Consider the following 19,023-nt stretch of genomic DNA (forward strand, 5'->3'; position numbering starts at 1 on the left):
ATATTTTGCCCGTATCGTAAATAGCGAATGCACGGTCAATTTAGATCTAGTTAGCGTGAATAATCATTCCAGCGCGAACTAGATCTAACGCTTTCTCCTTAAAGACCATCGATAAGATACCAGCTCAGAATAATACCTATGACAAAAATTAACACAGCCACAATCGTGATGCTATTTGAAGTTTGAGTAAAGTTTTCCGCTTCAATCTGTTTGTTCGTTTTACGATATTTAAAGAAAGCGACAATAACTGTCAATGCACCTATGACTACAATGGAAACGCCAACAGCGCCAGAATGTTCATGCTGTGAGCCTGCAACTACATCTTTTTTTAAAATGAGCTCAATCTGACGAATAAATAATGAAAATTTAACAACTACAAAACCGAATCCCATAATCCCTAGGCTCGTCCGGATCCAAGCAAGGAAAGTTCGTTCATTAGCAAGATGGTCATTTACCTTTTGGGGGGTATTTTTATTCATTCGAAATAAATTTTGATCAACAAATACGTTAAAAGAATTGTAAAATTTATACCTAGCCTTAAGCAACCTGTTATGGCTGTGACTATGCTTTAGCACATATCGTTCACAGGTTAGTCAATTTTTTAAGGTTCAGCAATCATTTTGTTTGTTTTTCAATAAAACGCTGCAGAACGTTGAAAAGTTTGATTAATATTTTAATGATATTTTTTATAGCTTTGTTTAGGATGAAAAAGCTGCTGGCTATATGCTTCTTGACGATTTACATCGCGTCGGCAACCGAAATTTCACAATTATTGAGATTTCCGTTGTTGATTGAGCATTATTTTGAGCACAAAGTAAAAAATCCAAGCCTCTCTGTCGTCGATTTTCTGAACGTACACTACAGTGGGTACCACCTAGAGAATCACCCACATGACGATGACTATGAGAAAGATCAAAAACTTCCTTTTATGATGCATACAACCTCATACAACGCTGTTTTTGTGTGCCCCCAAATTGCTGCTATCAAAATTAAAAATAGATCCTTACCCGAAAAAAATAACAATACCGCTGTTTGGAATGATCAGTTTATAGAGGATACATTCATAACTTCCATTTGGCAGCCGCCCAAATTCTGTTAATACATCATACTTCTTATTATTTCGGTTGAAGACTTCCACCCGACCATAACTTTCACGTCAGTAAAAGTTTAAGTTTTGTCATGTCACAATTGCATCCTTTTTTATCGCTGCGATTCTATGCTTGGCTGAAGTCTCCCGCTATTATTTTACGATTTAACAGAATCTATTTATTATGCTTACGAAAATCATTGAGTTCTCTGTAAAGAACAAACTCATTGTAGCACTACTGATGTTGGCATTAATCGGGATAGGCACATATCAGGTGACCAAACTTCCTATTGATGCTGTACCTGATATTACCAACAATCAGGTGCAGGTCATCACTATTGCCCCTTCTTTTGGTGCAACGGATATTGAACGATTAATCACCTTTCCAATCGAACAGGCCAACAGTAATATTTCTGGATTACAGGAAATCCGGAGTTTTTCGCGATTTGGGCTATCCCTTGTAACCATTGTCTTCGATGGCAACATTGATGTCTATTGGGCCCGGCAACAAGTCGCTGAACGTCTGCAACAGGTACAGCAAGAAATTCCTCCAGGCATAGGTTCTCCCCAGCTGGGCCCTATTTCTACAGGTCTTGGAGAAATTTATCAATATGTCGTTCGACCCCAGTCGGGATACGAGCACAAGTATAATGTAACCGAACTGCGTACTATCCAAGATTGGATTGTCAGAAGGCAGCTGCTAGGCGTCAAAGGCGTAGCTGAAGTCAGTAGTTTCGGAGGAAAGCTGAAACAATATGAGATCGCTGTCAGCCCTGACAGACTCAATGCCTATGGGATTACAATCAACGATGTCTTTGACGCACTAAATGCCAATAACCAAAACACCGGCGGCGCATACATTGAGAAAGGACCAACAGTCCTTTATATCCGAAGCGAAGGACTGGTCGGTAACATTGACGACATCCAAAATATTGCGATTGCGGGTAAGCAAAACGACCTGCCGATTTTCATTCGGGACATTGCTCAAGTACAACCTGGCTATGCAACCCGCTATGGCGCGATGACCTACAACGACAATGGTGAAGTTGCTGGAGCCGTCGTGATGATGTTAAAAGGCGCCAATAGCAGCCAAGTCATTGCAGATGTAAAGGCCAAGGTAGAGGAAATCCGAAAAACATTGCCTAAAGGTGTCCTTATTGAACCTTTTCTTGATCGTACCAAAATGGTCAATAATGCCATCAGTACGGTACAGACAAATCTCTTGGAAGGAGCATTAATTGTCGTCTTTGTACTAGTACTCTTCCTAGGCAATATACGGGCTGGATTGCTCGTAGCCTCCGTCATTCCCTTAGCCATGCTATTTGCAATCTGCATGATGAACCTCTTTGGAGTGAGTGGTAACCTGATGAGTCTCGGTGCACTCGATTTCGGATTAATCATTGATGGGGCTGTCATTATTGTCGAGTCTGTGATGCATCAGCTTATGCAGCAGCAACGATTCAAAGAATTGCTCAAGGTGCCCGCTTCTGAAATGGATGATATGGTGACAGCATCTGCCGGTCGTATGATGAACAGTGCTGTTTTTGGACAGATCATTATCCTGATCGTTTACCTCCCCATCTTAACATTGGAAGGAATCGAAGGCAAAATGTTCAAACCCATGGCCGAAACAGTCGCGTTTGCTTTATTAGGCGCGTTCCTGTTATCGCTCACCTATATACCGATGATGAGTTCAATATTACTCCGTGCGAGAAATAGCAAACCTTCGCTTTCGGATCGGCTGATGAAAAGACTTGAAAAATTTTATGTCCATGTATTACTCAAAGTACTCCGACTTCCAAAGACTATTCTTGCATTGGTTATCTCGCTTTTTATACTTGCCGTAGTTACACTAAGTCACCTCGGCGGGGAATTTATTCCTTCACTAGAGGAGGGAGATTTTGCGGTCGACACGCGGGTTCTTCCAGGCAGTAACCTGACTACGACTATTGAAAGCACTCAAAAGGCTGCCCATATTCTGAAAAGCAGATTTCCTGAGGTCGAAAAAGTAGTCACCAAAATTGGCAGCGGCGAGGTGCCAACCGATCCTATGCCAATGGAAGCATCAGACATGATGGTTATCCTAAAAGACAAAAAAGAATGGACTTCGGCCCATACATTTCCAGAACTTGCTTCAAAAATGAGTATGGCCTTGACGGATGTACCCGGTATTACGGCCGGCTTTCAGTACCCCGTCCAAATGCGGTTCAACGAACTGATGACGGGGGCGCGGCAAGATGTTGTCCTCAAAATATTTGGAGACAACCTCGATTCTCTGGCCTTACATGCTCAGCAAATAGGTAAAATCATTGAAACGGTCCAAGGAGCCCAAAATCTTTACGTCGAACCTATTGGCGGACTTCCACAAGTCGTCATAACCTATAACCGTCCAATGATCGCCCAGCATCGACTCTCCATTGCTGACGTAAATAGAACCATAAATGCTGCTTTTGCTGGACAGAGTACAGGTCTGGTATTCGAAGGAGAGAAACGCTTTGACATGGTCGTCCGCCTAGCCGCCAAGGACCGAAAGAATATTACCGATATCCGTAACCTTTTAATCCCCACGCCTACGGGCAACCAAATTCCACTTTCCCAATTGGCACGTGTGGCCATTGAGCAAGGGCCAAATCAGATCCAACGTGAAAACGCACAACGCCGGATTGTCGTCGGATTTAATATCAAAGACCGCGACGTACAAAGTATCGTCCATGAACTACAAGCTAAAATTGATAAGGAAATCAAACTTCCAACAGGATACTCCATCAAATATGGCGGTTCTTTTGAAAATCTCAATAATGCCAAACAACGCCTCCTGATTGCTGTCCCTATTGCTTTAGCCTTAATCTTTATACTTCTATTCCTTGCGTTTAAATCTGTTAAAGAAAGTTTATTGATCTATAGTGCTATCCCATTATCGATTATAGGTGGGGTTTTCCTGTTGGCACTAAGGGGAATGCCTTTTAGTATCAGTGCCGGGGTTGGATTTATAGCCTTATTTGGCGTGGCTGTCCTCAATGGTATCGTATTGATCTCCGAATTTAACAGGCTTCAAAAAAGTGGCATCCGCAATATTGTACGCATTGTTGTCGATGGCGGAGAAAATCGTTTGCGCCCCGTTTTGATGACCGCATCGGTTGCCTCACTGGGCTTTATCCCCATGGCACTGAGCAATGGCGCTGGAGCTGAGGTACAACGCCCATTGGCAACTGTTGTCATTGGTGGCCTGCTTATAGCAACGTTATTAACATTATTCGTTCTCCCTTTGCTTTATGTAACTATAGAACGGGGATTTAAACTCAATAAATTAAAAGGACGACATGTTGCACCTCTTTTGATTGCATTTATTTTTTTAACAACAAACAATTCAACAGCACAGACTGTTGTTACTTTGGATCAATCTATTGAACTCGCTCTCCAAAACAACCATAACATAAAAATTGAAAAACTAAGAGCTGCCTATGCCAAAGCGCTAATAGGGTCATCCACTGCCGATATTCCGCAGATGGATATCAGTTTGGATTATGGCCAGATCAATAGCGCCTATCAGGATACAAAGGTCAGTATCAGTCAACGTTTTGGTTTTCCTGCGGTCTACAAAAGGCAACGGGCCCGCTATACCGAAGAATGGAAAAGAAGTCAACTACAAGTCTCTCTCAAAGAGTTTGAGCTTAAAAAGGCTGTCAGTCTTACCTATTACAACATACTGTATTGGCAACAAAAGGAACAGCTTTTGACTAAAGCACTGTCATTGTATAGCAGCTTTCTCGACAAAACCATTCTACGTCAAAAAGCAGGTGAAAGTGATGCCCTTGAAAGTGTAACCGCGAAGAATCAAAAAGCAGCTATCACGATCCAATTAAGACAGGTACGTGATGAGATAAAGGTACTTCAATTGCAATTCCAGTGGCTGCTAAATACGGAAGAGACCTACACCCTAAGTTCTATGGAAAAGATCGAATTTCGTCAGTTATCAATAACCGATCATCCTTTGCTCAAGGTATTGGAACAAGAAAAAATAGTCTCGGAACAAGCAACAAGGGTTGAAAAATCTAAATTGCTCCCCGAGTTGCTATTAGGCTATAATCTAAATAGTTTTAAAGGTACCGGTCCAGATAACAGGACCTACGACGCAAGTCCGCGATTCCATTCTGTACAGTTAGGTGTTGCCGTACCGTTATTTTCCAAAGGACAGAGAGCTCGGATCGAGACTGCACGTCTAGCGGAAACCATCGCCAGCGACGAATTGCAAAATGCACAATTTGAGCTTAAAAAAAGAGTACAAGAGCTTTCTCAACGCTATCAGACCAGTCTTGATATTGTCGATCAATATGAAACCGAAGGACTCAAGAATGCTGAAATAGTCTTTGAAACCGTACAGAAAAAATTCTCAAACGGCGCCATAGATTATCTCGAATTTGTCACTTTGGTCAACCAAGCAATCTCACTGAAAAGTAATTATACGGATGCGTTGTGGCAGCTCAATGAAAATGCCATTCTGCTTCATTACATTATGATAAATCGATAAAAATGAAAACGAAAAATCTTTTATCCCACTATATGGTTTATGTGTTGGCTGTACTCTGTATTTCTTGTCATCGAAATACGGAAAGTGCAGCCTCCACGCCACCAGGCCCCAAAGACGAAAACCTGGTTTCCCTAACAGATGCCCAGTTGCGAAATGTGCATTTAGAAATAGTAACGCTTGCGGACGAACCGATAACCAACATCTTAAAAGTCAATGGAAAAATAGATGTTCCGCCTCAAAACTTCGTGTCGGTAAGCATTCCTTTAGGAGGATACTTAAAAAGTACCAAGCTGCTTCCTGGTATGAAGGTTTCAAAAGGAGATGTTATAGCAGTTGTGGAAAATCCACAGTTTGTGCAGCTTCAGCAAGATTATCTCTCGGCCCAATCAAAGTTACATTTTGCCCAGCTTGACTTCAGACGTCAAAAGGAACTCAACCAGAATCAGGCGAGTAGCGATAAAGTAATGCAGCAAGCTCAGGCCGAAATGAACAGTCAACAGATTATAATGAATGCCATTGCAAAACAGCTAGAGCTCATACATATTCAGCCCAGTACAGTTTCTGCTGAAAATATTCGAAAAAGTGCTCCCGTATACAGCACTATAGATGGCTATGTGAGCAAGGTTAATGTCAACATCGGGAAATATGTGAATCCTTCAGATATCCTCTTCGAATTGATCAATCCAACGGATATCCATCTGAACCTCAAAGTCTATGAAAAGGATCTTGAACAGCTTCGCCCTGGACAGCTTCTATTGGCGTACTCCAATGCTAACCCAAGTAAAAAGTACAATGGAAAAATCCATTTGATCGGCAAAGATGTCGATCCCTCCGGCATGACAGATGTGCATTGTCATTTGGACAAATATGATCAGAATATGATACCTGGTGTATACATGAATGCTGAAATACAAACAACGGCTACGTTGGGGCACGCTCTGCCTGAAGAAAGTATCGTAGACTTTGAAGGAAAAAATTATGTATTCATATCGGAAGGAAACAGCAATTATCGCCTGGCGGAAATAGCAGTTGAGGAGCCTCAAAAAGGGCTAGTGAAGGTATTGAATTACCGCGATTTTGAAGGGAAGAAAATCGTTAGCAAAAATGCCTACACGCTCCTAATGCAACTAAAGAACACATCAGAAGAATAAAACATACGTCATTGGAGAAAGACCTTTCCTGCATTTAGGAAAGGTCATAACCTCCCCCTCGGCTCCTACTCTATTTTTTATACTGGATCTTAAAGCAAAGGATCGAGAGATTCTTTTATAGTACGTTCTAGGTCCACCCCAGATCCTCCGGTATCCATGATAAAACCATTTCGATCAATGATATAAACCTTTGGTAATCCCTGCACCCGATAGTTAATTGCTGTTTTGCTATTCAGCGCTTGCTGATCGCCCACATTGGTCCAGGATATGCCGTCTTCGACCGCTGCTTTCTTCCAAATCTCCCTATTTGTGTCTAGGTTAAAAGATAGGATCTCTAGACCTCGTTTTTTATATTTAGCATACAACATCGGTAGCTTCTTATTACTTTTTCTACAAGGCACACACCAAGCAGCCCAAAAATCGAGAACAACAATCTTTCCCCGAAAATCAGTCAAATTCACATCATTATTATTAAGGTCTTTGACAATAAAAGCTGGAGCCAGATCCCCTCTTCTAAGTTCCTTTGCTTGGAGAAATTCCTTTAAGAACCGTCCTGTTCTACTTTTTTTCATATTCTGAGAGAACCTATCAAAAGCCAACTGCAAGGAATCTCTTGTCAATGATGTCCTTAAGAAATAGAGTTCCTGCATAAGTGGATAAGACGGTGTTTTATCAAAAATATTGTGGACTCTCAACTGTCTGATGGACCGATAATAATGGTCCGATGCTATTTTCAACTCCACCAGTTGGACCGAATCGGTTTCAATTTCAATTTTTCGGTCAAGCTCAGCTGCTCCTTTCCACATGGGATCCAGTTGCCTATTGATTGGGATGGCATCAGCCTGTGATCTGGAATTCAGCACCGCTATATCCGAAAAATGTAAACTATCGCCTAATATCTTCATGCGAGCCGGTTCAATCCAGATGACTGCCCTCAAATTGGGCTTTGCCGTTAGTACATATAAAGAAGGCTCCTCTAGAGTTCCTTTTATGGCACATTTTCCATCCTTAAGTATGACGTCATAGGACCGACCACCTTCCTGGAAGCTATTCAATTGAAGCTTTGCGCCATTGGAAAGTCCCGAGATATCAAATTGTATTTCGAAAGGCTTTCCTTTTTCTTGCTGAGCCAAGCAAGCTAGCGGTAAGAAAAATAAAAAAGGAAATATCTTTTTTAGTATCATCATATGCATAATTGGTTTACCTATCAAAAACTAATATCCTTCCTCTCCGACCCACTTAAACGGGTATTTCTAACAAAACCTGCCCCTTTAAAACGATATTGCAAACCAACTATTTCAGTTGGTGCATTTTTAATCATCGTAGTGTATGTAGGTTTATCATTGATCCAAAATTTAACCTGCTGATTTTTACAAACTATTTTAAGCTTGGTCCACTTGGAAAGATCGCAGCCAAATCCACTGAGGTCATCTTGTTTGCTATCCGTATAAAAGCCACCAGCTGTAAGAGCTATGTCACCGATACAGGCTGTATTTACTAAAGGTACAATGATGATATCGTTTTTAGCCTGTAAGAGTACTTCCACACGCTGGCAATTATTACCATTATTGCTCGCTCCTGTTTTGATGTCTGTTTCAAAACTAAAGTTGTCGGTCATAACTCCTGTCATATCCTTTTGATTGTAAAGTCTTACCAGTGGAGCATCAGGGAGGAGGTCGACGTTATAGCTATTCAACAATTCCTGAGTAATGGCAGTTTCATGGGGTAACACGATTTCAGTTTTTTTGAAATACAAAGGCTCCTTTCCCGAGGCTGCTTCTACTAATCCTAGCCAGCCATTGGTTTTAATCTGTATATCATGTTCTCGAACAATTTTATTCCCAATAATCAGTTTAGCTCTAAAGTAACCTGGATAATAATAAATCGCAGAATGGTGTTTGCCCTTTCTATCCACCTGTATCTTACGGCTGGTGTCCCAACTTTGTGCAATAAATACCGAATCGTTTTCATTTGCAGCAGAAGCATCGTAATTAAAAACGACCGAATTTGGCAAGCCTTCTGTCAGCATTGTCTTCGACGAGAAGTGGAAGGCACTATTATTAATAGGCTTCTTATTTGGAATAAACCTATTACCGAAAAGTCCGACCAAGACAAGGACGAAAACAGATGAAATAGCGATAATAAATATAGGACCGTGCTGTTTTCTTTTCTTCACCTTTGGTTCAAAAGCGGATTTATGCAATGCCTGCTCCTGCGGTATATATTTCTGTGCATAAGCATTCCGAAAAGCCCGCCAGTCCTCATGATCAACGTAGCGCGCCAATGTATTTAATGTCGTGAGGGCTGGTTTGCTCTGGTAATCAATCCTACCAAAAATCCGCTTCAACGTAGAAACACTAAGTATTACTCCCGTTTTCTCCTGTATCTTGTCCGAAAGTTTTTCAAAATCAGCTGTACTCCAATGAGCTGTTTCCCCCCATTCAAGTTGATTTTCAATGGAATTCTTAAGATGCAGAAACAATTCGGGATCACTCAACTTAACCATAATTTATTATATATCAACATTTTAAAAACAAACAATCTGCTTGAACAAACTTGAATAAACTTGCCGCAAGGTTGAGCGAGTTGAAATAAGGTCTATCCGTTAAATTTATCAAAAATTTAATTAACATGAAAAAGATATTTTTGACACTAGCCTTCATATGGGTCATTCTATTACAAAGTTATACTCAAGAAAAAAATAGCAAAGCATCAATAAGCAAGAGCATTCCATTAAACGCAGAACAATGGTCCTTCCAGCACGGAAAAGTTGATTTTCTAAACTTTAAAGGTCGTAAAGCAATGAAAATCGCTCCAGCATCTGGTCCAGTCGTGATTAAAGACTTAATTTTTAAAGACGGAACCATCGAGTATGATGTGATACCTTCAAAAACAGAGTTCGCCAGCGCCATTTATTTTCATCGAAAAAATGAAAAAGAACAGGAGATTGTCTATCTCCGAGTTCCTAAAATGGCTCATCCATTCGCTAATGAAGGCATTCAGTACTGTCCCATCTTAGACGGTGTCAACATGTGGGACATCTATCCCCAATATCAGGCACCTGCGGCTGCTAAAACAGAAGAATGGAATCATATTAAACTCGTCATATCAGGTGTGCAAATGCAGGTTTTTGTCAATAACAGCTTGAGATTGACCGTACCAAAACTCGAGGGACGAGAAAATACTGGAAGCATTGCCTTCGACGGCGATGCATACATCAGTAATATCGAGATTAAACCTAATGAAATTGAGAACCTACCGCAAGCCGAAGGTGTGGACCTGACCCGACATGAGGCCAATTATATCCGAAGTTGGTCGATAACCCAACCCACGACTTTGGAAGAAGGGCGAGAACCAACTACTTTTCGTGACCTGCCGAAAGACGAAGCCTTCACGGAAAAAATAGCAACCGAGCGGTATGGATTGGTAAACCTTACAAGACGCTTCGGTAGTGCCGAAAAGCGTCGGATAATATGGCTAAAAACTATTATTACAGCACAAGAACCTACATTAGCTAATCTCCAGCTTGGATTCTCAGATGAAATATGGCTTTACCTAAATGATCAGATTACCTACACAGACAAAAATATCTTTAGGCAGAATATGAAAAGGTATCCCGACGGAAGGATATCTGTACAGAACGGGAATAGCCGCTTAAAACTTAAAAAAGGTGAAAACCAATTGCTCATTGGAATATCCAATGATTTTTATGGCTGGGGATTGATGGCACGTTTAGAAAATATGGAAAATATTACCGCCATAGAACCTTATGAGGTAAAAAAACGGGCTATCGAACACATCGAGCGCTATTTGGGCACCTATGCTGCCGAGATATCGCCCGCATTTAAGCTCACCTTTGTACAGAAAGACAGTATGCTTATTTTAGAGGCCCCCAGTCAAGAAAATGTAGCGCTCGATTATCTTGGAAATGATCTCTTCAAAATGGGGCTTGGAATAGAACTTCAATTTACGCCTGACCTAAAACAAGTCGTAAGAAAAGAGAATGAGTTTGAGATGAAATTCATTAAAGAACAATAGTATAAAGTGTTAGAATATGGCCCTTAAAACTTTAATAATAACAGGGACCTTATAGGGACTTCATACGGACCTTATAGGGACCTCATTCGGATGAATAGCTATAAACTCCCTTTAAATTCCGTATCACTTTATGGTAAAATAAGCATTAATCGTGATGCCTTTGCTTATTAATATTATATCTTCCAGCAAGCTATTTCATCCTTCTCGAATTGCTTGATACATCTTAAGGATATGTTAAACTTTTAACATTAACACTTTTTAACCATGGAATATGATACCTTTAGCAAAAATTATAATTTACATCAACCACAAATGCCCTTTTTAGACCATGTCCTGCAAGTTCCAACCTACGGATGGAAAGACGCCGATGGAAATCTCGTAAAGCCAAGCAAAAAAGAAATTTTCACTGAATTCTTCAAACGCCTTAATATTTTTAAGGATAAACGAAATTGGTTACCCTTTTTTAGCTGGTTAAAAGTAGCTTGCCTCATCCCCTTTTTTATCCTCTTTTTGGTTTACCATTTCAGTTGGTGGACTGTGTTAGCCGCGTTCCTGTACAGTATGATCGTTATGGGGACCCATGGAACGATATGGCATCATCGATTTGCGACACACGGCGCATTTAAATTCCGCAACGGTTTCTGGCGTTTTTTCACGCAGAATTTGACCATCAATGTAATTCCCGAAGAAATATATGTTATTTCACATCATGTTCACCACGCAAAATCCGATAAACCGGGTGATCCCTATAATGCCCAAGCTGGCTTTCTATACTGTTTTTTAGCCGATGTAAATCACCAGCCTATTGCTAAGAACCTTACGGAAAATTCCTATAACCGCGTCAAATTGCTTATGCGACACACGGGTGTAACAGCTAATAGTTATGCGCAATATCAAAAGTGGGGGTCGTACGTCAATCCTTCACATGCAATAGGATCCTGGATATTAAACTGGGCTTTTTGGTATGCCGCCTTTTATTTAATCGGTGGTCACGCACTTGCCTGTACACTCTTTGGAGCCGCCGGCTTTTGGGCAGTCGGTGTGCGCACATTCAACTATGAAGGGCATGCAAAAGGTGAAGACAAACAACGTGAAGGTATCGATTTCAATGAGAGAGACAAATCCATAAACCAGTTATGGCCTGGCATTGTAGCAGGCGAATGGCACAACAACCACCATTTATATCCAAAGAGTGCGCGGAGTGGCTTTAAGCCTTATCAGATAGATCTCGCATGGTGCTATATTAAAATGATGCATAAATTTGGAGCCGTCAGCAGCTATCGGGATGATAAGAAAAGATTTGATGAACTATATCGTATCCCATACCTAAAATCAAAAGAATAGTCAATCGTTGCATTTCGAAGCGATCTTGGTCCTTTTCCATTTAATGTAATAAAGTTTCAAATTTTATTTGGATCCGAATTGTAAAATCGACTTTGGAGACAGCGTCTTCTTTGATCGTCAGCATACTGTTCGGCGCTACTCATAAACATCGATAGCGCCGAACAATAGTGAACATCTAATTTTCTTGATGATAGAGATCAGAAAATATTTTTGATAATTTCGCAGGCTCTTCTCGCCATGCGGCATACATACCTTGTCCCATTTCATCCGGGACTATATCGAGGTTTCCGGCTGCGACACTTTCTACTATCTTTATTGCGATACGATCTGGGTCTGGCATATCCCAATCACTTCCCTTGTTCATATCGGTATCAATTGCTCCCGGATTAACAGCATATACTGTCACATCCCTTTTAGCCAGTTCAATTCGAACAGATTGTGTAGCAGAATAAAGTGCTGCTTTGGAAGCAGCGTACCCAGCAATAGAAGGTAAAGGCGAATAGGCGGCAATCGAAACAATGTTGATCATGATAGATGGCCTATTCTTTATCAGAATTGGAGCAAATGCACGCATCATGTTTATTGTTCCAAAATAATTTACCTTCAGATCATTTTCCATAGCCAATACTTCTCCTTGTAGCATATTCCCTGGATTTAAGGTTCCTGCATTGTTAATCAGAATCTCAGTATCTGGGGCTGCTAGCGCACTCATTTCTACTTGTTTAACATCGGTAATGTCTAGTTGCAGCGGTACGATTCGATGATCGTTGAATGCTGGCATATTTTTTAAATCCCGGCAGGTTGCATATATCTTCCCTGCACCGTTATTGAGCAATGCACTTACCAGTGACTTTCCTATCCCCCTATTAGCCCCTGTAATCAGGATGACTTTATCTTTAAAAATTTGCATGGTGTTTTATTTATTATCCAACACAAAGCTATCCAGAAAGATAATGCTGTAAAATCCGAAACTTGCGATAATAAACATGCTCTTGATACGCTAGAAATCAAAAAAATCATATTCAAAGGAAATCAGACACTTCATCATCTCCCTATCAAGAGAACCTATTAACTGTGCATAATTGGATAACTTAGGTCGTAAATACGGCTCATGCAACTTTGAGAGCTTACTTCAAACTAAGAAACGTTCACCTTTACTAAAGCTGTATACAGCTCCTCCGGCGTAAAGGGTTTGACTAACCATCTACTTATGGCCACGGAATGACATAGCTGTTCTATATCCTGCTGATTCGAACTAAAAATAGGAATAATGGTCGGCTCAGTATTGTTATCGAAATTTTTTTCACGAATATTCTGTATCGTTTCAATACCGCTGATGATAGGCAATTGATGATCGATCAAAATTGCATCAAAATGATGTCCCTTTTTTAATATCTGTAATACCTCAAATCCAGTTTTTGCATGCACGGTATTAATCTTCTTTAACGATAACATCCGATCCAAATCATTTCGCTCCGACTCTTCCTCTGCAACAATTAGTACATCCTTTATTTTTTTTAATTCATCCCACGCATTAATTTCCCAAACGGCGGGAACATTAATAGTGAAAAAGAAACGACTACCGGCACCAAAGGTACTCTCCAATTTCAATTCACTGCCCATCATTTTAAGCAATTTATTCGATATTGTTAGTCCAAGGCCAGTTCCCCCATAACGTTTAGTCATCGAGTTATCTTCCTGTGTGAATGCATCAAATATCCGTTCCACATTGTCCTCTTTGATACCTATGCCTGTATCTTTGACGCTAAAGCACAGAACAGCCTGGGTGGCATCATGTGATTCTACTGTAATGCTGAGTTCAACGGTTCCCTTCTCGGTAAATTTTGTGGCGTTGCTCAATAAATTCATCAATACTTGCTTGATACGGAGGGCATCAACCCAAATATAATGTGGCACATCGGCCGCGATATTCAGATAAAACTCTAAATTTTTGGCTTTGATCTGCATATTGAGAAAGTTTGTCAGTTGAATAACCAAGTCCTGAAGATCCGTCTGTTCAACGTCCAGTTCTAGTTTGCCAGCCTCAATTTTGGAGAAATCTAGAATGTCGTTTACAATTCCAAGCAATAAATTGGCTGATTGATCAACGATACTCAGATATTCCCTTTGAGTATCTTCAAGTGCTGTCCCAAGCAACAAATCGGTAAAGCCAACAATCCCATTCAAAGGTGTACGAAGCTCATGGCTCATATTTGCCAAAAATTGTGATTTTGCTGCACTTGCCTGTTCAGCTACTAATTTCGCCTTTTCCAGCTCTTCCCGTTGATGAATAATCCGGCTAATATCAGTTGCAATCGCAAGATAACCGATAACATTTTCGTTAATATCCCGAATAAATGTAACGGCTAAGGAAACATACAATCTAGATCCATCTTTTCGACAATAGGTCCACTCTCGCTGTTCAGCACCATGCAGCTCTGCCATATCTACAAAGAAACGAAGTTTATCTACCGAACGTCCTAATTCAACTTCCAGTTCCTTAGCTCTCAACACGAGCTCCTCTTTCAAATGAAAATGTTCAAGCCCCAATTTCCCAATGACCTCTTCACTGCGGTATCCCAAAAGGTTTTCCGCTCCTGTATTAAACAATGTGACTACACCAGTCGTATCGGTCGCGATAATAGCTACAGCGGAGGTTGCATCCAATACTTCTGAAAGCAGTTTTTTTGAATTCGAAGACTCTGCTTCGATGCGTTTACGCTTATCAATATCCTGAAAGGTACCGTATAAACGAACGCAATGGCCATTTTCAAAATCAGCATTTCCCAATGCACGTATCCACATTTCATGACCAGCGAAGGTGACAATCTCAAGCTCCAAATCCCAAGCTTCTCCCGTAGCGAGTGCATGTTCAATGGCAGTCCGTATTTTATTCCTACTTGATCCCGCTTTATAGAACTGTAACGCAGTTGTTAGCTCTGGTTCATAGTCTTCGGGTACTTCATGAATTTCTCGCGTAATTTCGGACCAAACAATCTTCCCATCAGCAGGCGTATATTCCCAGCCTCCAATTCTAGCTACCCTTCCAGTCCGCATCAATGTTGCTTGGGCATGCTTCAGTTCCTTTTCTAGAAAATGCTGTTCCGTAATATCCACGGCATTGCCAATCACATAGGGTATTTTGTTCCCATTGGTCTGCAAAATATTATTAAACATCCAGGTACGCGTCTCACCCGAGCGTGTCAAGGTTCGCATTTCTCCTTTGATTGTTCCGCGTTGAACAATTGCGCCCAGATAGTCCTGTAAATTCTTGTGCCCCTCCGATGGGACAATATCAAAAAGTGATCGTAACTGAATCTCCTCCCGTGTATAGCCCAAAGTCTTGGCTCCAGCTTCATTGACGGCTATAAAATTGCCCTTCAGATCATGCGTACACATAAGTCCCTGAGAGTTATCGAAAAATGCTTTCAGTTTTTGTTCACTTTCTTTATACTTTTCTTTTTCTTTTCTGTTGACAATAAGCGCGACAACCTCATCCCGAAGAAGGGTTAGGATCTCTTTTTGATGCTGATCGAGCTGCCTTGGAACACGATCAATAACACATAAGGCCCCTAAGGCATATCCGTTGGGATCGATTAATGGTAATCCAGCATAATAGCGAATGTTTGGTTCTAAGGTAACGAGTTCATTCGATTTGAAGCGATCGTCTTTTTTGGCGTCCTCAACTTCCATCAGCTGATCTTCTTCCAGCGTATATTGGCAAAAAGAAACATCGCGCGTTGTTTCGTCTATCTCCAAGCCAACCCGCGATTTAAACCACTGCATATCCTTATCCACTAGTGAAATCAATGAGATGGGTGTACCGCAGACTAGTGATGCAATTTTCGTAATGCGGTCAAACTCTTCCTCGGCTGCTGTGTTTAAAATTTCGTATTCATGCAACACGCGTATCCGATCTGATTCATTCTTTGGCGATAATTTAGCGTTCATTCAAAAGCCTGTATTGTTAATAATTTTATCTTCGAAGTCTTTATAGGTCCAAATGTATAGCATGCGCTAACGTACAAATAATATTTCACTAATCTTTAACGATTGATTTGAATCATTCCAATGCCCAATTAATATCGATTTGGTTTTAACTTTTCTTAGTCTATCGTAAAAAGTAGAAAACCAGCGGTAATAGCATGATAAAATATAATCATGAACACCGCTGTATTAAAATAGTTTTAAATAAAAAACAAACTATTAGATTAAAAGATCACCGATAATAAGCGCCGTGCTGCCTTCGGTTCCCAAAAGGGAGAAGATTATATCGGTTTTTCAATGCCAAAAATATATTTTAAAAAAAAAGAATTTATGAAATCCAAGCTTTCCAAAAAGTCGTAAATGGGTATAAGTACAGAAAAAAATTATAAACTAAAAGACTTTTGTTATGGAAAAGATAACCTCCCACAACGAAACACTATTGAACTCCAATAGTGACATGGACAAAAGAGATCTCAGACGAAGAGATTTTTTAAAATATGCAGGAGCCAGTGCTGCTACATTAGCCATCCTGGGTATGTCGAGCTGCAAAAAAGACCACGATGATGGCATGGATAACGGTGGTAAGGGCATGTACTTTGGTAGCGGCGACATTGCCATCCTAAATTATGCCTATGCACTTGAACAACTTGAAGCTGCATTTTATATCCAGCTAGTCAACAACCCCTATAGTGGCATGACGGACATGGAAAAAACTTTTTTTACGGATATCCGTGATCATGAAATTGCTCATCGTGAGTTTTTCAAGGTAGCCCTAGGGGCCAAAGCCATTTCAAGTCTTGAATTTAATTTAGGCGGTATCAATTTCAGCAGCCGCGAAACGGTACTGGCAACAGCAAAAACATTTGAAGATCTTGGCGTTTCGGCCTACAATGGTGCTGGATGGTTAATAAAAGATGTCAATTATTTACTGTTGGCTGGCAAGATCGTGTCTGTTGAAGCTAGACATGCCGCCTGGGTCAGGGATATGATCGACAATGGTAGCTTTGCCAATCAGGAAGTAGTGGATTCAAATGGTCTTGATGTCGCAAAGAGTCCAAGCGTTGTCCTTAGTGCCGCAGCGCCATTTATTAAATCCAAGATTGATGTGAGCGATCTACCAACTTATTAATTCACCTAAAAACTGATTATCATGAATCTCTTAAACGTTTTTGAACAAATAAATGCTGTAGATCCTGAATTCAGCGATCGCATCAGCCCTCGTCGCGAAGCAATTAAAAGTTTGGCTTCAATGAGCAAAAAAATAACTTTGGCTGCCCTGCCCTTTATGATAGGTGAGCTCTTTAAAAAAGCTTATGGTGCTACGGCTCCCACAGATGTCAATGGAGTACTCAACTATGCGTTGACTTTGGAATATCTCGAAGCAGAATACTACACTATGGCTGTTGCCAAAGCAGGTCTTATCCCCACAGGTAAACCACTCGGTGCGATAACCACCATTCGTGACCATGAAATTGCACATGTGAATTTTCTTAAACAGGTATTAGGCAATAAAGCTGTTTCAAAGCCAATCTTTGATTTCACCGCTGGGGGGACTTTCGGCAATGTTTTCAGTGACTACGACACATTTTTAGCTATCGCACAAGCATTTGAAGACACCGGGGTAAGAGCTTATAAAGGGCAAGCGGGAATTTTACTCGGCAATCGTGTTGTACTGACTGCGGCGCTTCAGATCCATTCTGTTGAGGCACGACATGCCTCTCATATCCGCCAAATGCGTCGTGCTCGCGGAGGTGGAGCTGCCAATCAAAAACCTTGGATTACAGGAAGTAATGACAGTGGTATTGGCGCAGTTGTCGATCCGGTATATGCAGGCGAAAATAATATAACACAAGCGGGAGTGGATATTACAACATTGGCAGGTGCCATGGGGAAAATTTCGACCAATGCAGCAACCCAGTCTTTCGATGAACCTCTAACTGCAGAAGCTGTACTTAATATTGCAGGTCTTTTTATAAAATCCTAACAAAAGACGTAGTTTACCTGTTTTTAGCATGTCCTGATCGGTTTATCCCATCAGGGCATTGTTTTTTATATACTCCCCATTACACATAATGCTGTGAGTGTCGGTACATCTTTGCCGCCTTCATCTTCGAGGGTAATAGCAAAAGCCTGGGCCTTTGGAATATCCAGCATCTTACTTGCTGTATCTCCTTTTAAGTCAAGTGGAAAAACACCGGCATTAACAGGTTTACCATCGACCATTGCCCACAGTTGATATTGCTTACCTTTGGGTGCAACAGGCATGTGCTCAATACTCAGATAAACCGTCTTTGATACTTGATCCCAGAATACCAAAGCAAGGTAATCGGGTTTAGTTTCTACCCCCTTCAGAGGGATTGTTTTTATTGCTGGATTTTGAACGAGAGCCCATTTATCCTGTAGGGTAGCAAGTTTTGCCTGCTCAGCATCAAGTAAGGACGTCGTCTGATTTAGCTTATTCGCTGTATCTTGTTTACATTGATATAGGAAGATATTAGCACCAATACTAACGGCTAACAATAGGCTTGCAGCAATAGTCCACTTGTATGATCGAGCAACAAGCGTTTTCTTTTCGGTATCCATAACAATTACGTCGTTATGGTCCGTAGAAGAAGGTACTAATGTTTCATCAATTTTATGATCTTCGTTTGGTACTAGATTTTCTGCAATGAGTTTATTCCATATATCCTGTTTTAATTGCATAGGCATCTCTATCGCTTGGCTATCGGCCAAATCTTCGAGTGCAATCTCTGCTTCGATGATGGCTTGTTCCACTTCGCTATTATTTTTTCGGATACAATTCAAGATGCTCACTTCCTCTTCAGAAGCAAGTCCCAAAACGTACGATTCAATAATCCCCGACGATATGTATGCTCTAATATCCAAAA

General features: G+C 40.8%; 13 protein-coding genes. 7 read left to right on the forward strand and 6 right to left on the reverse strand.

The features are described 5' to 3' along the window. Positions 1–98 precede the first annotated feature (98 nt). Positions 99–479 carry a YidH family protein gene (locus tag B3H30_RS05005; protein WP_070566851.1) on the reverse strand — a complete coding sequence of 127 codons (381 nt, stop codon included), beginning with the start codon at positions 477–479 and terminating at the stop codon, positions 99–101. Between the two features lie 224 nt (positions 480–703). On the opposite strand from B3H30_RS05005, the gene B3H30_RS05010 reads away from it, so the two are divergent. The 3 genes from B3H30_RS05010 to B3H30_RS05020 all read left to right on the forward strand — a co-directional run bounded on the left by B3H30_RS05010 (position 704) and on the right by B3H30_RS05020 (position 6,766). After that, positions 704–1,099, forward strand: a complete 396-nt coding sequence (locus tag B3H30_RS05010) for a hypothetical protein (RefSeq protein ID WP_046675112.1) — start codon at positions 704–706, stop codon at positions 1,097–1,099. 172 nt (positions 1,100–1,271) lie between these two features. Next, the gene (locus B3H30_RS05015) at positions 1,272–5,615 is read left to right on the forward strand and encodes a CusA/CzcA family heavy metal efflux RND transporter (protein WP_070566855.1); all 4,344 of its coding nucleotides are present in this window, start codon (positions 1,272–1,274) and stop codon (positions 5,613–5,615) included. Between the two features lie 2 nt (positions 5,616–5,617). Next, positions 5,618–6,766, forward strand: a complete 1,149-nt coding sequence (locus tag B3H30_RS05020; protein ID WP_070566857.1) for an efflux RND transporter periplasmic adaptor subunit — start codon at positions 5,618–5,620, stop codon at positions 6,764–6,766. An 89-nt stretch (positions 6,767–6,855) separates the two neighbouring features. Here the strand turns inward: B3H30_RS05020 and B3H30_RS05025 are convergent, their stop codons facing one another. After that, positions 6,856–7,953: a TlpA disulfide reductase family protein gene (locus B3H30_RS05025; RefSeq protein WP_286775145.1), complete on the reverse strand. Its 1,098-nt coding sequence runs from the start codon at positions 7,951–7,953 to the stop codon at positions 6,856–6,858. A gap of 20 nt (positions 7,954–7,973) precedes the next feature. After that, positions 7,974–9,272 (reverse strand): hypothetical protein, encoded by a 1,299-nt coding sequence (locus B3H30_RS05030; protein ID WP_070566861.1) that lies wholly within the window; start codon positions 9,270–9,272, stop codon positions 7,974–7,976. 125 nt (positions 9,273–9,397) lie between these two features. On the opposite strand from B3H30_RS05030, the gene B3H30_RS05035 reads away from it, so the two are divergent. Together B3H30_RS05035 and B3H30_RS05040 are read left to right on the forward strand one after the other, a co-directional pair. Next, positions 9,398–10,804: a hypothetical protein gene (locus B3H30_RS05035; RefSeq protein ID WP_070566864.1), complete on the forward strand. Its 1,407-nt coding sequence runs from the start codon at positions 9,398–9,400 to the stop codon at positions 10,802–10,804. A gap of 264 nt (positions 10,805–11,068) precedes the next feature. Beyond that, positions 11,069–12,148: a fatty acid desaturase gene (locus B3H30_RS05040; RefSeq protein ID WP_239468819.1), complete on the forward strand. Its 1,080-nt coding sequence runs from the start codon at positions 11,069–11,071 to the stop codon at positions 12,146–12,148. Positions 12,149–12,323: 175 nt separating this feature from the next. Here the strand turns inward: B3H30_RS05040 and B3H30_RS05045 are convergent, their stop codons facing one another. Together B3H30_RS05045 and B3H30_RS05050 are read right to left on the reverse strand one after the other, a co-directional pair. Further along, positions 12,324–13,058: an SDR family NAD(P)-dependent oxidoreductase gene (locus tag B3H30_RS05045; protein ID WP_070566866.1), complete on the reverse strand. Its 735-nt coding sequence runs from the start codon at positions 13,056–13,058 to the stop codon at positions 12,324–12,326. A gap of 227 nt (positions 13,059–13,285) precedes the next feature. Further along, the gene (locus B3H30_RS05050; protein ID WP_286710237.1) at positions 13,286–16,099 is read right to left on the reverse strand and encodes a PAS domain S-box protein; all 2,814 of its coding nucleotides are present in this window, start codon (positions 16,097–16,099) and stop codon (positions 13,286–13,288) included. A 442-nt stretch (positions 16,100–16,541) separates the two neighbouring features. Between B3H30_RS05050 and B3H30_RS05055 the strand changes: the two genes are divergently transcribed. Then, positions 16,542–17,264, forward strand: a complete 723-nt coding sequence (locus B3H30_RS05055) for a ferritin-like domain-containing protein (RefSeq protein ID WP_046675105.1) — start codon at positions 16,542–16,544, stop codon at positions 17,262–17,264. Between the two features lie 21 nt (positions 17,265–17,285). Further along, positions 17,286–18,119: a ferritin-like domain-containing protein gene (locus B3H30_RS05060; RefSeq protein ID WP_070566870.1), complete on the forward strand. Its 834-nt coding sequence runs from the start codon at positions 17,286–17,288 to the stop codon at positions 18,117–18,119. Between the two features lie 65 nt (positions 18,120–18,184). On the opposite strand, the gene B3H30_RS05065 is transcribed toward B3H30_RS05060, so the two are convergent. Beyond that, positions 18,185–19,021, reverse strand: a complete 837-nt coding sequence (locus B3H30_RS05065) for an anti-sigma factor (RefSeq protein WP_070566873.1) — start codon at positions 19,019–19,021, stop codon at positions 18,185–18,187. Positions 19,022–19,023 lie beyond the last annotated feature (2 nt).

The sequence above is a fragment of the Sphingobacterium sp. UBA7038 genome (assembly GCF_002494055.1).
GTDB classification, from domain to species: domain Bacteria; phylum Bacteroidota; class Bacteroidia; order Sphingobacteriales; family Sphingobacteriaceae; genus Sphingobacterium; species Sphingobacterium multivorum.

What these genes read in the sequence shown, in the direction of transcription:
- B3H30_RS05005 (WP_070566851.1), bottom strand. Translation starts at nt 479, where the DNA reads ATGAATAAAAATACCCCCCAAAAGGTAAATGACCATCTTGCTAATGAA.
- B3H30_RS05060 (WP_070566870.1), top strand. Translation starts at nt 17,286, where the DNA reads ATGAATCTCTTAAACGTTTTTGAACAAATAAATGCTGTAGATCCTGAA.
- B3H30_RS05010 (WP_046675112.1), top strand. Translation starts at nt 704, where the DNA reads ATGAAAAAGCTGCTGGCTATATGCTTCTTGACGATTTACATCGCGTCG.
- B3H30_RS05015 (WP_070566855.1), top strand. Translation starts at nt 1,272, where the DNA reads ATGCTTACGAAAATCATTGAGTTCTCTGTAAAGAACAAACTCATTGTA.
- B3H30_RS05050 (WP_286710237.1), bottom strand. Translation starts at nt 16,099, where the DNA reads ATGAACGCTAAATTATCGCCAAAGAATGAATCAGATCGGATACGCGTG.
- B3H30_RS05020 (WP_070566857.1), top strand. Translation starts at nt 5,618, where the DNA reads ATGAAAACGAAAAATCTTTTATCCCACTATATGGTTTATGTGTTGGCT.
- B3H30_RS05055 (WP_046675105.1), top strand. Translation starts at nt 16,542, where the DNA reads ATGGAAAAGATAACCTCCCACAACGAAACACTATTGAACTCCAATAGT.
- B3H30_RS05035 (WP_070566864.1), top strand. Translation starts at nt 9,398, where the DNA reads ATGAAAAAGATATTTTTGACACTAGCCTTCATATGGGTCATTCTATTA.
- B3H30_RS05030 (WP_070566861.1), bottom strand. Translation starts at nt 9,272, where the DNA reads ATGGTTAAGTTGAGTGATCCCGAATTGTTTCTGCATCTTAAGAATTCC.
- B3H30_RS05040 (WP_239468819.1), top strand. Translation starts at nt 11,069, where the DNA reads ATGGAATATGATACCTTTAGCAAAAATTATAATTTACATCAACCACAA.
- B3H30_RS05045 (WP_070566866.1), bottom strand. Translation starts at nt 13,058, where the DNA reads ATGCAAATTTTTAAAGATAAAGTCATCCTGATTACAGGGGCTAATAGG.
- B3H30_RS05025 (WP_286775145.1), bottom strand. Translation starts at nt 7,953, where the DNA reads ATGATGATACTAAAAAAGATATTTCCTTTTTTATTTTTCTTACCGCTA.